This is a genomic window from Solilutibacter silvestris (genome assembly GCF_050574925.1).
In the GTDB taxonomy this organism is placed as follows: Bacteria; Pseudomonadota; Gammaproteobacteria; order Xanthomonadales; family Xanthomonadaceae; genus Solilutibacter; species Solilutibacter silvestris_A.
Window position 1 is genome coordinate 277,885 of the sequence record NZ_JBCMOO010000002.1, and the last position, 14,400, is coordinate 292,284.

Annotated in this window: 14 protein-coding genes; 7 read left to right on the forward strand and 7 right to left on the reverse strand. The window is 64.9% G+C overall.

Features of this window, described 5'->3' with window-relative positions; all coding sequences use genetic code 11:
• Nucleotides 1–7: 7 nt before the first annotated feature.
• The 5 genes from ABE093_RS01920 to cmk form a co-directional block, all read right to left on the reverse strand.
• The gene (locus ABE093_RS01920) at nucleotides 8–1,045 is read right to left on the reverse strand and encodes a lipopolysaccharide biosynthesis protein (RefSeq protein ID WP_430759171.1); all 1,038 of its coding nucleotides are present in this window, start codon (nucleotides 1,043–1,045) and stop codon (nucleotides 8–10) included.
• Nucleotides 985–2,169 carry a lipopolysaccharide assembly protein LapB gene (gene lapB / locus ABE093_RS01925; RefSeq protein WP_430759172.1) on the reverse strand — a complete coding sequence of 395 codons (1,185 nt, stop codon included), beginning with the start codon at nucleotides 2,167–2,169 and terminating at the stop codon, nucleotides 985–987. Before lapB ends, ABE093_RS01920 begins: the two co-directional genes overlap by 61 nt.
• A 69-nt stretch (nucleotides 2,170–2,238) precedes the next feature.
• Nucleotides 2,239–2,541: an integration host factor subunit beta gene (locus tag ABE093_RS01930; protein ID WP_430759173.1), complete on the reverse strand. Its 303-nt coding sequence runs from the start codon at nucleotides 2,539–2,541 to the stop codon at nucleotides 2,239–2,241.
• A gap of 103 nt (nucleotides 2,542–2,644) precedes the next feature.
• The gene (rpsA, locus tag ABE093_RS01935) at nucleotides 2,645–4,330 is read right to left on the reverse strand and encodes a 30S ribosomal protein S1 (protein ID WP_430759174.1); all 1,686 of its coding nucleotides are present in this window, start codon (nucleotides 4,328–4,330) and stop codon (nucleotides 2,645–2,647) included.
• A gap of 176 nt (nucleotides 4,331–4,506) precedes the next feature.
• The gene (cmk, locus tag ABE093_RS01940) at nucleotides 4,507–5,187 is read right to left on the reverse strand and encodes a (d)CMP kinase (protein WP_430759175.1); all 681 of its coding nucleotides are present in this window, start codon (nucleotides 5,185–5,187) and stop codon (nucleotides 4,507–4,509) included.
• A gap of 138 nt (nucleotides 5,188–5,325) precedes the next feature.
• Between cmk and ykgO the strand changes: the two genes are divergently transcribed.
• The 4 genes from ykgO (at nucleotide 5,326) to ABE093_RS01960 (ending at nucleotide 7,506) form a co-directional block, all read left to right on the forward strand.
• Nucleotides 5,326–5,451 (forward strand): type B 50S ribosomal protein L36, encoded by a 126-nt coding sequence (gene ykgO / locus ABE093_RS01945; protein ID WP_010342887.1) that lies wholly within the window; start codon nucleotides 5,326–5,328, stop codon nucleotides 5,449–5,451.
• A gap of 129 nt (nucleotides 5,452–5,580) precedes the next feature.
• Entirely contained in the window at nucleotides 5,581–5,916 is a 336-nt protein-coding gene (locus tag ABE093_RS01950) for a hypothetical protein (RefSeq protein WP_430759176.1), read from the forward strand.
• 1 nt (nucleotide 5,917) lies between these two features.
• Nucleotides 5,918–6,964: an agmatine deiminase family protein gene (locus tag ABE093_RS01955; RefSeq protein WP_430759177.1), complete on the forward strand. Its 1,047-nt coding sequence runs from the start codon at nucleotides 5,918–5,920 to the stop codon at nucleotides 6,962–6,964.
• Between the two features lie 29 nt (nucleotides 6,965–6,993).
• The gene (locus ABE093_RS01960; protein ID WP_430759178.1) at nucleotides 6,994–7,506 is read left to right on the forward strand and encodes a DUF1697 domain-containing protein; all 513 of its coding nucleotides are present in this window, start codon (nucleotides 6,994–6,996) and stop codon (nucleotides 7,504–7,506) included.
• Here the strand turns inward: ABE093_RS01960 and ABE093_RS01965 are convergent.
• Nucleotides 7,503–8,774, reverse strand: coding sequence for a low temperature requirement protein A (locus tag ABE093_RS01965; protein ID WP_430759179.1), 1,272 nt, complete (start codon nucleotides 8,772–8,774; stop codon nucleotides 7,503–7,505). The two genes, ABE093_RS01960 and ABE093_RS01965, sit on opposite strands and share 4 nt — an antisense overlap.
• 34 nt (nucleotides 8,775–8,808) lie before the next feature.
• Here ABE093_RS01965 and ABE093_RS01970 point away from each other — a divergent pair, with 34 nt between their 5' ends.
• The 3 genes from ABE093_RS01970 to ABE093_RS01980 are packed head-to-tail and all read left to right on the forward strand — an operon-like array spanning nucleotide 8,809 to nucleotide 11,308.
• A complete protein-coding gene (locus ABE093_RS01970; protein WP_430759180.1) occupies nucleotides 8,809–9,696 on the forward strand; it encodes a carbon-nitrogen hydrolase in 888 nt (295 codons plus the stop codon).
• A gap of 9 nt (nucleotides 9,697–9,705) precedes the next feature.
• Entirely contained in the window at nucleotides 9,706–10,920 is a 1,215-nt protein-coding gene (locus ABE093_RS01975) for a TraB/GumN family protein (RefSeq protein ID WP_430759181.1), read from the forward strand.
• Nucleotides 10,921–10,960: 40 nt separating this feature from the next.
• Entirely contained in the window at nucleotides 10,961–11,308 is a 348-nt protein-coding gene (locus tag ABE093_RS01980) for a GFA family protein (protein WP_430759182.1), read from the forward strand.
• Here the strand turns inward: ABE093_RS01980 and ABE093_RS01985 are convergent.
• A complete protein-coding gene (locus ABE093_RS01985; protein WP_430759183.1) occupies nucleotides 11,305–14,397 on the reverse strand; it encodes an efflux RND transporter permease subunit in 3,093 nt (1,030 codons plus the stop codon). The genes ABE093_RS01980 and ABE093_RS01985 overlap by 4 nt on opposite strands.
• Nucleotides 14,398–14,400 lie beyond the last annotated feature (3 nt).

The following is a 14,400-nucleotide window of genomic DNA, read 5'->3' on the forward strand; positions in this document are numbered from 1 at the left end:
TTGAAATTCAACCAGCCCGGAACTGCGCCCCCCCCCAAAGTGCAGCAATTCCGATATACCACAGCAATATGAATGAAATCGTGACAGTGGTTTCTTGAAATCTTAACATCCAGCCCAAAACGGCCCCTGAAGCAGCCAGCACCAAGTAGATGGCCGTCACAGTTACATGGCTTCCCCAGGCACGCGCCAGCTGCTGGTAGGCATGTTGCGAATGGGCCTGCCACCAACGCTCCCGGCGCCACATCCGCCGCAGCAAGGTCAGTCCGGCATCGACCAGGAAGGGGGCGAGGATGCAAAGACTCCCCAACGCCGCACCGCCCTGCTCCCGTGCCAGCAACAGGCCGCTCCCGGCGATCAGAAAGCCCAAGGCCCCGCTGCCGACATCGCCCATGAACACCCGTGCCCGCGGGAAATTGAACGGCAGGAAGCCGAGACAGGCCATCGCCAGCGCCAGCCCAATGCCGCCGGCCAACATGACCGGTGTCCACAGCAACAAAGCCAAGCCCCAGACCATGGCCTGGGTCGCGGCGATGCCGTCGATGCCGTCCATGAAATTCCAGATATTGACCAGCACCGGGATAGCCACCAGGGCCAATAGCGGGATCCAGGCTGGCCAGCCGGACGCAGCCATCGCGATCGCCACCAAGACGGCCGCCAGGACATGCACGACGAGCCGGATGCGCGCCGATATCGGGCGGTGATCGTCGAGCCAGCCGATCACGCCGACCAGCACCAGCCCGACCAGCATCGCCAGGAGCACGAGACGTTCCGCGGCATGGGCATGGGCCGCCCAGGCGAGGACGCCGGCCATCACCGCCACCATCGCGATGCCGCCACCGCGGGGCGTCGGCATGGCGTGGTTGCTGCGTTCTTCGGGATGGTCGAGCACCTGCTCGCGGCGTGCGTAACGCAGCGCCCATGCACTGCCCAGCAGGGCAGCGATCAGGCACAGCAGCCAACCGAACGGCGGCATCCAGGCCTGCCTCAGACCACGGCGTAGTTGAGCAGCGGCTTCACTGTCGCCCACTCCTTGCAACTGGGGCATTGCCAGTGGTGCGATCGCGCGCCGAAGCCGCAGCGATTGCAGCGATAGCTGGGATTGCGCACCAGCAACTGGTCGGTGATCTGGCGCAGGTTGTGCAGCGTCGCCTCGTTGTCGGCCGCGGCATCGTTCAACGTGAGGTCGATCAGCGCCGCCTCGCCGCGCACCGATGGGCGATCGCGCAATTGTTGCGCGAGGTATTCGCGCGCCGCACCGATGCCATCCTGGCGCTCGACCAGGCGCGTCAATGCCAGCACCGGGGCAACGCCGCGATAGTGTTCGCTCATCTCGCTCAGGAAGCCGCGTGCGCCCGACACGTCGCCGACGCGTTCGTAGCATTCGAGCAACGGCGGCAGGATTTCCGGCAGGAAATCGGAATCATGGCGCGCGGCGCGCTCCCATGCGCGAATCGCGGCGACATCGTCACCGCGCTCGTGGGCAATGCGGCCTTCGATCATGCCGGCGCGGCAGCAGGTGGGATCGGCCTCGTAGGCGCGCGTCACCGCCTGCAGGGCTGCGCTGGTATCTCCCGCCGAACGATGGCGTTCGGCCAGCTCGCATTCGAACTGCGCGATCAGCTTGCCCATCGGCTCGCCGGTGACGGTCTCGTAGCGCTGCGCGTTCTCGATCGCCTTGCCCCAGTCGCGTTCCGACTGGTAAATGCCGATCAGGTGCTTCAGCGCCAGTGGCGCGCGCTGGTCGAGCGCGGCGAGTTCGGTGAACACGGTTTCCGCGCGATCGAGCAGGCCCGAGCGCATGTAGTCCTCGCCCAGCGCGAGCAAGGCCTGTACGCGCTGCTGGTCGTTGAGGTCGCGGCGTTCCACCAGGCCTTGATGCATGCGGATCGCGCGATCGACTTCGCCACGCCGGCGGAACAGATGCCCGATCGCCACCTGCGTCTCGAAGGTGTCCTTGTCGAGTTCGGCGACGTGCAGGAACAGTTCGATCGCCTTGTCCGGCTGTTCGGTCAGCAGGTAATTCAACCCTCGGAAATAAGTGGTCGAAAGGCGGCTGACCTGGCTGTCATGCAGGCGCGCGCCGCCACGCCGGCCGAGGATCCAGCCGATCACGGCCGCCACGGGCACGAAGATCGCGACCCATAGCCATTGATCAAGGAATTCGAACATGCCTAAACCACGCAATCGGGACGGGTCACTCTAACCCATGCCCTGCTCATCACGGCGCTGTCGCCGCGGTCAATCCTCTTCCGGCTTCGGTTCCACCGAACTCACGCGCTCGCGCAGTTCCTTGCCGGGACGAAAATGCGGCACATGGCGTGCCGGCAACTCCACCGCTTCGCCTGTGCGCGGATTGCGCCCGGTCCGCGGGGGACGGTAATGCACTGAAAAACTGCCGAAGCCACGGATCTCGATCCGCTCGTGGGTCGCCAGCGAGGCGGCCATCATGTCGAGCATCAGGCGCACCGCCAACTCGACGTCATCCTCTTTCAGATGAGGTTGCTGGCCGGCCAGGATTTCGATCAATTCGGACTTGGTCATCCCCATTCCAATTAGCGCGATCGGCTGCGTACCCGATGATGGTGGTCCCCACCACCACAATCACGGGCCGGCTTGCGCCGGCCCGTGTCATTGCAACTGCAGATTACTCGGAACGACCGAGCTGCTCGCGCAGCAGCGCACCCAGCTGGGTGGTGCCGCTCGAGGCGTCGTTGGACTGCTTGTTGTACTCGGCCAGGGTCTCGTGCATCTCGTCCTGGTCCTTGGCCTTGATCGACAGCTGCATCTGGCGGCTCTTGCGGTCGTTGCCGATGATCTTGGCTTCGACTTCGTCACCGACCTTGAGCTTCTGGCTGGCGTCGTCGACGCGCTCGGCGGCGATGTCGCGGGCGGCCAGGTAGCCTTCCACGCCGTCGGCCAGTTCGATCACGGCGCCCTTGGCGTCCACTTCCTTGACAGTGCCCTTGACGATGGAACCGCGGCTGTTGGTGGCCACGTAACCACCCATCGGGTCCTGTTCCATCTGCTTGATGCCCAGCGAGATGCGCTCGCGCTCCGGATCGACCGCCAGCACGACGGCTTCAAGGTTGTCACCCTTCTTGAAGTTGCGCGCCAGGTCTTCGCCGGTGGAGCTCCAGCTGATGTCGGAGAGGTGGATCAGGCCGTCGATGCCGCCGTCCAGGCCGATGAACACGCCGAAGTCGGTGATCGACTTGATCTGGCCGGACACCTTGTCGCCCTTCTTGTGGATCGCCGCGAAGGTTTCCCACGGGTTCGAGCTGACCTGCTTCATGCCCAGCGAGATGCGGCGACGCTCTTCATCGACGTCCAGCACCATCACCTGCACTTCGTCACCGACCTGCACGACCTTGGACGGGTTGACGTTCTTGTTGGTCCAGTCCATTTCGGAGACGTGCACCAGGCCTTCGACGCCCGGTTCGATCTCGACGAACGCACCGTATTCGGTGACGTTCGAGACCTTGCCGAAAGCGCGGGTGTTCGGCGGGTAACGGCGGGCGACGTTGTCCCACGGATCCTCGCCCAGCTGCTTGAGGCCCAGCGAAACGCGGTTGCGCTCGCGGTCGTACTTGAGCACGCGGACGTCCAGTTCCTGGCCGACTTCGACCACTTCGGACGGATGGCGCACGCGCTTCCACGCCATGTCGGTGATGTGCAGCAGGCCGTCGATGCCGCCGAGGTCGACGAACGCACCGTAGTCGGTGAGGTTCTTGACGACGCCCTTCAGGCGCGCGCCTTCGACCAGCTTCTCGAGCAGCTGCTCGCGCTCTTCCGAATGCTCGTTCTCGACCACCGCGCGGCGGGAGACGACCACGTTGTTGCGCTTGCGGTCCAGCTTGATGAGCTTGAACTCGAGCTCCTTGCCTTCCAGGTAGTTGGGATCGCGCACCGGGCGCACATCCACCAACGAACCCGGCAGGAACGCGCGGACGTCCTTGATGTCGACGGTGAAACCGCCCTTCACCTTGCCGTTGATGCGGCCGACGATGGTCTGGTCGTTGGCGAGCGCTTCTTCCAGCTCGTCCCACACCATGGAGCGCTTGGCCTTCTCGCGCGACAGCACGGTTTCGCCGAAGCCGTTCTCGATCGAGTCGAGCGCGACCTTCACTTCGTCGCCGATGCCGACGTCGATTTCACCGGCGTCGTTGCGGAACTGTTCAATGGGAACGATGCCCTCGGACTTGAGGCCGGCGTTGATGACCACAACGTCATTGCGCACGTCGACGACGATGCCCTTGACGATGGCGCCCGGCTTCAGCTTGGCGAGGTTGGTTTGGCTCTGCTCGAACAGCTCGGCAAATGATTCAGTCATGTTGGATCTCTGGTTGATGTACAGGCCGCGATGCGCCCGCCTTCATGGGGCAAGCAACTGCATCGGGCCCACCCGTTGTCGGCGCGGGCGGGATTGCCCATTGGCCGGAAAGGATGAGGTTGGTTGAACCACCGGTTGCCCGGCGGGGCTTGTTCTGCAAGTCGGGATCGACGCCGTCAGCGCGCGGGAAGCAGATCCAGGACGCGTCCGACCACCGCTTCGATGCCCAATCCGGTGGTGTCGATGACGACAGCGTCCGAAGCGGGGACCAGCGGCGCGACTGCCCGGTTGGCATCACGCTCGTCACGGGCGAGAATCTCGCCCAGCAGACCGCTTAGCGTAACCGAAACGCCCTTATCCTTCAACTGGTTATAGCGCCTGCGCGCCCGTTCATCGGCGCTGGCGGTGAGGAAGACCTTGGGGCTGGCGTCAGGAAAGATCACCGTCCCCATGTCGCGGCCGTCGGCGACCAGTCCCGGAGCCTGCCGGAACCCCTTCTGGAGATCCACCAGGGCCGCCCGCACGGCCGGCAGCGCGGCGATCGCCGAAGCGGCCCCGCCGGCGGTTTCGGTGCGCAGGTCGTCGGTGGCGTCGACCCCGTTGACGAAGACCCTCGGCTCGCCACCATCGGCCATCGGCTGGAAGCGGATCCGGACCCGGCGGGCGCAGTCGGCGACGGCCTCCTCGTCCGAAAGGTCGATCGACTCCCAGGACGCGGCCAGGCCGGTGGCGCGGTAGAGGGCGCCGGAATCGAGGTAGTGCCAGCCCAGGTGCAGGGCGACGGTGCGGCTGATGGTGCCCTTGCCGGAGCCGGAGGGGCCATCGATGGTGAGGACCGGCACGGCGGAATCGGACATGGGGGAAAATCGGCAGCCTGGACGACACATGATGCCACGCCGCCATCGGTCTTCCCTCCTACTTAGAAGGCGACTTGACCGAGCGGGAATGGGTCAGCTAGAATGTTGGGCTGTTTCAACCCAGCCGAGTTACGCATCATGAAGGTCCTGTCCTCACTGAAGTCGGCGAAGGCCCGCCACCGCGACTGCAAGGTCGTTCGCCGTCGTGGCAAGGTCTTCGTGATCTGCAAGTCCAACCCGCGCTTCAAAGCGCGTCAGCGCTGAGAAGCCATAGACACGGAAAGGCGCGCCAGCGCTGATCCGTTCCGGCTTCATGCCGGCATGAAAGGCCGCTCTTCGGGGCGGCCTTTTTGTTTGGATAGAATCGCCACTCCCCCGACCGGAATCCCGTCGATGCGCCAGACCGCCTTCGTTGCAATCGCCGCCTCGTTCATTGCCCTCGCCTCGCTGCCGGCCCATGCCGACAACACTCCGTTGGCCGTGCGCGCCAGCCAGCCGATTGCCGCCCCGCACCCGAGCCGCGGCATGACCATGGCGCAGGTACAGAAGCAATTCGGCGCCCCGCAATCGAAGATGGATCCGCGCGGCGGCCAGAAGCGCGATTGGCCGACGATCAACCGCTGGGTGTATCCGCAGTTCACCGTGTACTTCCAGCGCGACCGCGTGCTCGACGTCGTGGCCAACAAGGCCAGCGCCAACGAAGTCGGCCCCAAGCCGCCCGTGCGCTGACATGGCCGAGGTCGTGCGTTTCCCCGCCGAGTGGGAGCCCCAGTCGGCGATCCTGATCGCATGGCCGAACGCCGAGACCGATTGGGCGCCGCGCCTGGGCGAAGTCGAGGACACCTATATCAAGCTGGTCGCGGCAATCACCCGCTTCCAGCCTGCGGTGGTCATCGTCGGTGACGACGATATCGAGGCTTATGCCGAGGCGCGCCTGCGCAGCAATCGCATCGACATGTCGCGCGTGCGCTTCGTGAACGCGCCCTATGACGACACCTGGCTGCGCGACAGCGGCCCGATCACCCTGCGCCATGGCGATCGTTTCGACCTGCTCGATTTCCGCTTCACCGGCTGGGGCGGCAAGTTCGAAGCCAGTGCCGACGACCAGCTGGTCCGTACGCTGGACGAACACAAGCTGTTCGCGAATGCGACGCGCGACGAGATCCAGTTCGCGCTGGAAGGCGGCGCGATCGAAACCGACGGTGCCGGCACCCTGCTGACCACCTGGGAATGCCTGCGCCTGCGCCATCCCGACGCCACGCGCGAAGAACTGACCGCCAAGCTGTCCGGCTGGCTGCACCAGGATCGCGTGCTGTGGCTCGACCATGGCCAACTGGAAGGCGACGACACCGACGCCCACATCGACACGCTGGCGCGTTTCGCGCCGGACGACGCGATCGTGTTCCAGGCCTGCGATGACGCGAGCGATTCGCACTACGCGGGCCTCAAGGCGATGGCCGACGAGATTACCGCCCTGCGCACCGCCGATGGCAAGCCCTATCGCCTGTTCCCGTTGCCGTGGGCGCAACCGATCCTCGACACCGACGAGGATGGCAACACGCGTCGCCTCGCCGCCAGCTACGCCAACTTCCTGATCGTCAATGGCGCGGTGCTGATGCCGAGCTATGGCGACGTCGCCGACGCCAAGGCCGCCGACGTGCTGGCACAGGCGTTCCCGGGCCGCGAGATCGTGCAAGTGGATTGCCGTCCGATCATCTGGCAGAACGGCAGCCTGCACTGCCTGACCATGCAGTTGCCGCAAGGCGTGTTGGCCTAGACTGCCATCTCCCCGCAAGGCGTTTTCCCATGGCCCGATTCGTTGCGTTCCTGCGTGGCGTCAGCCCGATGAACGCCAAGATGCCGGAATTGAAGCGCAGCTTCGAGCAGGCCGGCTTCGGCAACGTGCGCACGCTGTTGAGCAGCGGCAACGTGGTGTTCGACGCCCGTGGTTCCGAGGCGACGCTGGTGAAGAAGGCGGAAGCGGCGATGGAAGCCGGTATCGGCCGCACGTTCCGCACACAGGTGCGTTCCGTCGAGTACCTGCAAGCCCTGCTCGACGCCGATCCGTTCGCGGCGTTCAAACTCGCGAAAGACGCCAAGCGCGTGGTCACCTTCATTCCGCAGCTGCCAACGAAGCCACTGGCACTGCCGATCGAAAAAGACGGCGCCCGCATTCTTGCCTTGCGCGATCGCGAACTTTTGACCGCCTACGTGCCGATGCCCGGCAATCCGGCATTCATGGCGTTGATCGAGAAAACCTTCGGCAAGGACGTCACCACCCGCACCTGGGACACGGTCGCGAAATGCGCCGCGGCCTAGCCGGGATCGGAATGCAGTCGCGCCAATGATTCGTCGATGTGCTGGTGGCCATGCCGCTCGTAGCCGATGATGCTGACCAGCGGCACCGCTACCAGTGCCAGCAGACAGGCCGGCATCGACGCGCCCATCCGCAGCATCGCGAACGGCAGCAACAGGAAGACCACGGTCAATACCAGCAGACCGACGTGGTAGGGATCGAAGCGCTCCACCATCCACGCGTACAAGGCATAGATGGCGAACAGATAGAGCGCCAGCGGAATGGCGACTGCCGCCAGCGCAACGAATGGCGAGGCAGCATGTTCGGCGCCATGGCCCGCCCCCAGCGAACTCGCGGCGACATGCAAGCCCGCGCCGACTGCCGCGATGGCGGGGAAAATGATGAAGTGCGCCCAGTTCCAGCCCAGTGCCTTGCGAATGCCGCGCGCATGCAGGATCGCCGCCGACGGAAGGATGAAATAGATCCACCACATGCCGAGCGCGAGGCCAACGCCGGCGAATCCGACCATCACCGCTTGGCGATCCCAGCCGTGGGCATTGGCTTCAGCCGACAACGCGACCGCAGTCGCGGCGATCACTTCCCCCAGCGCGATGATCGCCAGCAATCCGTAGCGTTCGGCGATGTGGTGCGGATGCCAGGGCGTGCCCTGCCGTCGTTCCGCGGCGATCGGGAAGATCATTTCCACCAAACCGATCGCCACCGCGGCGAGCGCGAACTGGCGCATGTCGAGTTGGAACAATAGCAGCGCGCACCAGGCGAGTTGCAACACGAAAATCGCACCGGCGTAGATCAATGCTTCGCGCCGGTATCGCGGGTTGTGGCGCGCCACCCGCAGCCATTGCGTCAGCAACGCGATCCGCATCACCACATAGCCGAATACCATCGTCCGCTGGTCGAGTACCCCGCCCTGTTCCACCGAAGCGAACATCGGCACCAATCCGACTGCGAGGATCAGCACACCGAGCATCTGCACCATCGTGGCCAGGCGCGCGCCCCAGTCGTCGGTGTCGAAGGCGGATGAGAACCAGGCGAAATTCATCCACGCCAGCAGCACCGCGAACATCGCCAGCGTGAACGCAGCCAATCCGGCACCGACATGGCCGTTGTCGATGGCATGGGCCAGGCCATTCCCGGCGAAACTGAAGGCGACCACGAAGGTGAGGTCGCACAACAGCTCCAGCGGCGTGGCGACGCGGCCGCGTTCGTGGGGATCGCGGCCTTGCATGGGCCGCAGGGAATGGGGTTCGAGGGCGGGCATCGCGTGCTTCATGTCCGTGATCCTAACCAGCCCTTAGACTATGCGGATGAAGACCAAGACGACATTGCCTATAGCCCTCGTCCAGGAACGCAACCATGGCGATGCCGCGGCGAATCTCGCCGTCATCGAGGAACGCGTCGCCGAAGCCGCGCGCCAGGGCGCGAAGTTGGTATTGCTGCAGGAACTGCATAACGGCCCCTACTTCTGCCAGCACGAATCGGTGAATGAATTCGATCTCGCCGAACCGATCCCCGGCCCGAGCACGGAGCGTCTCGGCAAACTGGCGAAGCAACATGGCGTGGTACTGGTGAGTTCGCTGTTCGAGAAGCGCGCGACCGGCCTGTACCACAACACCGCAGTCGTATTCGACGCCGACGGCTCGACCGCCGGCAAGTACCGCAAGATGCACATCCCGGACGACCCCGGCTTCTACGAGAAGTTCTATTTCACGCCAGGCGATCTCGGCTTCGAACCGATCGACACTTCGGTGGGCCGTCTCGGCGTGCTGGTGTGCTGGGACCAGTGGTATCCGGAAGCCGCGCGCCTGATGGCCCTGGCCGGCGCCGACCTGTTGCTGTACCCGACCGCGATCGGTTGGGATCCCGACGACGACGACGCCGAGAAGACGCGCCAGCGCGACGCCTGGGTGTTGTCGCATCGCGGCCACGCCGTCGCCAACGGATTGCCGGTGCTGAGCTGCAACCGCGTCGGCCACGAACCGTCGCCGCTCGGTGCATCCGGCATCCAGTTCTGGGGCAACAGCCACATCCTCGGGCCGCAGGGTGAATTCGTCGCCGAAGCTGGCACCGATCCAACCCTGTTGCTTGCCGAAGTCGACATGGAGCGTAGCGAGCACGTGCGCCGCATCTGGCCGTTCCTGCGCGATCGTCGCATCGATGCCTATGGCGACCTGCTGAAGCGCTACCGCGATTGAGTCACGCCAATGACTGAAGACATCTCCCCCATCGTCGATTGGCGTGCGCAGCCGCATGCCGAAGTCGAACGCGACGGCGTTCGCTACACCCTGCTCGGCACCGCGCATGTCTCCAGGACCAGCGTCGACGCCGTGCGCGCGGCGGTCGCCAGCGGCGAATTCGATGGCGTCGCGGTCGAACTGGACGAGCAGCGCTACAAGGCACTGAACGATTCCGACGCGCTGGCCAAGCTCGACCTGGTCAAGGTGATCAAGGACCGCAAATTGGCGATGTTCGCCGCCAACCTCGGCCTTGCCGCCTACCAGCGCCGCCTTGCCGAACAGCTGGGCATCGAGCCCGGCGCGGAACTCAAGACCGCCGCCAGCGAAGCGATCGCGCGCGACCTGCCGATGAACCTGATCGACCGCGATGTCGGCCAGACCTTCCGCCGCGCGATGCACAAGCTCGGATTCTGGCAGCGGATGAAGATCGGATCGGGCATCGCCGCGTCGCTATTCGTCGACGAGGAAGTGTCGCCCGACCAGATCGAAGGCCTGAAGGAAGGCGACATGCTGGAATCGAGCTTCGGCGAATTCGCCAGCGGCTCGCCGGCACTGTATTCGGCCTTGATCGACGAACGCGACCAGTACATGGCCGCGCGCCTGCGCGAAACCGCCGACGCGTCCAGGCACGTGCTCGCCGTGGTCGGCGCCGGTCACCTGAAAGGCATCGCCAACTACCTCGCCACCGACACGCGCGAACCTGCCGCGCTGATCGAGGAACTGTCGGCGAGCAACAAGAAGAAGCGCATCCCGTGGTTTTCGATCGCGCTGACGGCGTTGATCCTCGGCGGTTTCGCCTGGGGCTTCATGCATGGTGGCGCTGCGCTCGGCAAGCAGTTGGTGCTGCAATGGATCATGTGGACCGCGGGCCTGACCGCGCTCGGCGGCATCCTCGCCCTCGCCCATCCGCTGGCCACGCTGGCGGCGACGATCATGGCGCCGCTCAAACCGTTCCGTCCGCCGGGACTGAGTTCCGGCATCTTCGCGGCGCTCGCGCAGGTGCGCCTGGTGCGCCCGACCTATGCCGATTTCCTCGCCCTGCGCGACGACGCCCAGAGCTTGCGCGGCTGGTACCACAATCGCGTGTGCCGGGTGATCCTGGTGTTCATGCTGACCAATTTCGGCACCATCGCCGGCGAGTGGATCGCGATCGCGAACGGGGCACGGCACCTGGTGGGTTGAGTCGGCTACGCTTGCGCTTCACCGAGATGGAGCGCGAGACATGACCAAGGGCAGCTGTCACTGCGGCGCGGTGACGTTCGAGGTGGAAGGCACGCCCGACAAGGCGATGGAATGCAATTGCTCGCACTGCCAGCGCAAGGGCTTCCTGCTGTGGTTCGTGCCGCGGGCGCGGTTCCACCTGACATCGGGCACCGACGCGCTGCAGGAATACCAGTTCTACAAGCACAGGATCCGCCACCAGTTCTGCAAGACCTGCGGCGTGCAGGCCTTCGCCTACGGCAACATGCCGGACGGCAGCGAGATCGCCGCGATCAATGTGCGCGCCTGTCCGGATGACGTGGATATCGCCACGCTGCCGCGCGTGGCGATCGACGGAAAGTCGTTCTAGATCGCTTCGGCCGGCGCGGAGGCCTTGCCGCCGCGCCGCCACAGTCGTGCACGCCGCCAGGTCCGCGAGGTCGCCGCGCGCCAGTCGTCGAGGATCGCGTAGATCGTCGGCAGGAACAGCAGGCTGACCAGCGTCGAGAACGCGAGGCCGCCCGCGATCGCGCGCGCCATCGGGTTGTAGGGCGGGCCATCGCCGGCGATCTGCGTGTTCGACATCGCGATCGGCACCATCGCCAGGATCGCCGTGCCCATCGTCATCAGGATCGGGCGCAGGCGCTCCTTGCTGCCCTCCACCAATGCATCGGTGCGCGACATGCCGCTGCGTCGCCGGTTGTTGATGTGCTCGATCATCACGATGCCGTTGTTCACCACCACGCCCATCAGCACCAGGATGCCGATGAAGGCCATGATGTTGAAGGTGGTGCCGGTCAGGAACATCGCCCAGAACACGCCGAAGATCGAGAACACCACGCCGCTCATGATCGCCGCCGGGAACAGCAGCGACTCGAACACCGCGGCCATCACGATATAGATCATGATCACGGCGATCAGCAGATTGAAGAGCATCTGGCTCATCATCTCGTCGCCGCCCTGGAAGCCGTTGCCGCTCTTGAACGAGTAGGTGTAGCCGGGCGGGAACGAGGTCGCCTTGAACACGCGCTCGATCGCCTCGTGCGCCTTCTCGCCGGTACTTCCGGGAGCGACATTGGCCTGGATCTTCAGCGACGTCTGGCGATCGCTGCGCTGGATCTGGTTGGCCGATGGCTTGACCTGGGCATTCACCATCGCCATCAACGGGATCTGGCGTCCGTCGGAGGCCTGCACCATGAAACCCTGCAAGTCCTCGATCCGCGACTGTTCGGCGCCGGCGAAACGCACCGTCACCGGGATCTGCTTCTGGTCGCGCTGGAACTCGCGCAGATTGGAGCCGCGCAAGGCCATGCCGATGTACCTGGCGACCTCGCTGGAGCTGAAGCCGTAAGCCGCTGCGCGCGCGCGATCGACGCTGATGGTCAGTTCGCTGTTCTGGTCGCCGGAATCGATGCGGACATCGCGCAACTCCGGCTGCCGCGCCAGCACCGGCAACATGTCGTTGGCGAGATCCTTCAGGCCCTGGCCGGAATCGCCGAGCAGGTTGACGCTGACGCCCTGCTGCCCGGTGTCCTGCTGCTGGTTGCCGATGCCGATGCGCGCACGCGCCGACTTGGGCAGGCCCTTGCGCACGTCTTCCTCGACCTGCGTCACCATCTTGGGATCCTTGACGTCAAGGCGGATGGTGGTGCGCGCCCAGCCCTGCTCGCCCCAGCGCGAATTCAACTGGGCGACATGGAAACGCTTGCGGTTGGCGTTGATGTAGCGCTCGACCTTGGCGACTTCGTCGCCCATCTGGTCCTTGGTGTAGGCGCCATTCCACTGGTAGAAGATGTCGACGCGATCAGGATCCTGCGCGTCCATCATGCTCTTCTTCGACAGCATCATCGGCACGATACTGATGGCGATCACCAGCAGGATGCCGGCGACGCTGGCGCCGCGATGTTCCAGCGTCCAGCGCAGGAACTTGGCGTAGCGCGCCTGCATGCGCGGGATGATGCCCTTGTGCGAGGCCACCGCCGGCGGCGTCTTCAGGCGCGCCGACAGCATCGGGATCAGGCTCACCGCGACCAGCCACGACGCCAGCAGCGACACGGTGATGGTGATGGCGATCTGCGACAGCTGGATCGTCAGCATGTTGCGGGTGCCGAACATGTTCGGCAGGAACACGATGCAGTGGCAGAGCGTGCCGGCGGTCAGCGCGATGGCGACGTGCTTGGTGCCGATGATCGACGCATAACGGGGATTGTCCGGATGGCGCTCGCGCTCCTGGTAGATCGACTCCACCACCACGACCGCGTTGTCGACCAGCATGCCGATCGCGAGCAACAACCCCATCATCGACAGGATGTTGAGGGTGACGCCGGAGAAGTACATGAAGCCGAGCGTCATGATGAAGCAGATCGGAATCGCCAGCGTCACCATCAGCGTCGACGGCCAGTGGCGCAGGAAGAAGAACAGCACCGCGATCGACAGCACAAGACCGATTGCGCCCGCTTCCGCCAATGCCGACAGTGAACTGATCACGCCCTGGCCGGCGTCGTCGACAACCTCCATGTCGATGCCGCGTGCCGCGCCTGACGCCTTGATATCGTCGAGCTTGGCGCGCACCACCCGGCTCATGTCCACCAGGTTGCCGGTGCGCTCCTTGTAGACGTCGATGGCGACCGAGGGACGGCCATCGATGATGCGCGCGTAGTCCATGCGCTTGGGTTTGAGTCCGACATCGGCGATGTCGCCGAGGCGGATGCCCTTGGAATTGACCGGCATGTCGCGTAGTTGTTGCAGGTTGCGCAACTCGCCGATCGGCTGCACGCGCAGGCGCATGCCGCCGTCCTCGATCTCGCCGGCGGACACCGCGAAATTCGCCGACTGCATGCGGGTGACGAGTTCGTTCAACGCGACCCCGGCAGCGGTCAGGCGATCGGGATGCAGCGCGATCTCGACCTCCATCTGGGGAATGCCGTCGACTTCGACGCGGGCGACGCCGGGCAGGCGTTCGAGCTGGCGCTTGAAGTCACGATCGATGCGATCGGCCTGGGTGCGCAGGTCGCCTTCCTTGCTGGTCAGGCGGATCGTCATCGCCGACTGGTCGTTGGTCGACCACCGCCAGACGAAATAGCGCTGGAAATCGTCGGGGAACTGGTCGCGCGCCGCATCCAGGCGCTGGCGGGCATCGGCCGCCGCGATCGCAACATCGCGGCCCCAATCGGTGAACCACACCATCAACTGCGCGCCGTCGGCATTGGCGCGACCGTTGATCGACTTGATGCCGCTCATCGTGCCCAATGCTTCCTCGGCGGGGCGCAACACGTTGCGCTCCACTTCCTCGGGCGTCGATCCCGCGTACGGCAGCGACACGAATATGAACGGCGCCGTCATTTCCGGCATCGATTCCAGCGGCAACCGCACCGCGGCGATCAGGCCCACGACCACCAGCGACACGAACAGCATGATCGTGCTGACGGGGCGCTTGATGCTGAGTTCGGCAAGCGTCATCGT

Bases quoted from the DNA above. Each gene is read 5' to 3' on its own strand.
- ABE093_RS01930 (WP_430759173.1), bottom strand. From the start codon at position 2,541: ATGACCAAGTCCGAATTGATCGAAATCCTGGCCGGCCAGCAACCTCAT.
- ABE093_RS01965 (WP_430759179.1), bottom strand. From the start codon at position 8,774: ATGAAGCACGCGATGCCCGCCCTCGAACCCCATTCCCTGCGGCCCATG.
- rpsA (WP_430759174.1), bottom strand. From the start codon at position 4,330: ATGACTGAATCATTTGCCGAGCTGTTCGAGCAGAGCCAAACCAACCTC.
- ABE093_RS01980 (WP_430759182.1), top strand. From the start codon at position 10,961: ATGACCAAGGGCAGCTGTCACTGCGGCGCGGTGACGTTCGAGGTGGAA.
- ABE093_RS01960 (WP_430759178.1), top strand. From the start codon at position 6,994: ATGGCCCGATTCGTTGCGTTCCTGCGTGGCGTCAGCCCGATGAACGCC.
- ykgO (WP_010342887.1), top strand. From the start codon at position 5,326: ATGAAGGTCCTGTCCTCACTGAAGTCGGCGAAGGCCCGCCACCGCGAC.
- ABE093_RS01975 (WP_430759181.1), top strand. From the start codon at position 9,706: ATGACTGAAGACATCTCCCCCATCGTCGATTGGCGTGCGCAGCCGCAT.
- lapB (WP_430759172.1), bottom strand. From the start codon at position 2,169: ATGTTCGAATTCCTTGATCAATGGCTATGGGTCGCGATCTTCGTGCCC.
- ABE093_RS01985 (WP_430759183.1), bottom strand. From the start codon at position 14,397: ATGACGCTTGCCGAACTCAGCATCAAGCGCCCCGTCAGCACGATCATG.
- ABE093_RS01955 (WP_430759177.1), top strand. From the start codon at position 5,918: ATGGCCGAGGTCGTGCGTTTCCCCGCCGAGTGGGAGCCCCAGTCGGCG.
- cmk (WP_430759175.1), bottom strand. From the start codon at position 5,187: ATGTCCGATTCCGCCGTGCCGGTCCTCACCATCGATGGCCCCTCCGGC.
- ABE093_RS01970 (WP_430759180.1), top strand. From the start codon at position 8,809: ATGAAGACCAAGACGACATTGCCTATAGCCCTCGTCCAGGAACGCAAC.
- ABE093_RS01950 (WP_430759176.1), top strand. From the start codon at position 5,581: ATGCGCCAGACCGCCTTCGTTGCAATCGCCGCCTCGTTCATTGCCCTC.
- ABE093_RS01920 (WP_430759171.1), bottom strand. From the start codon at position 1,045: ATGCCCCAGTTGCAAGGAGTGGGCGACAGTGAAGCCGCTGCTCAACTA.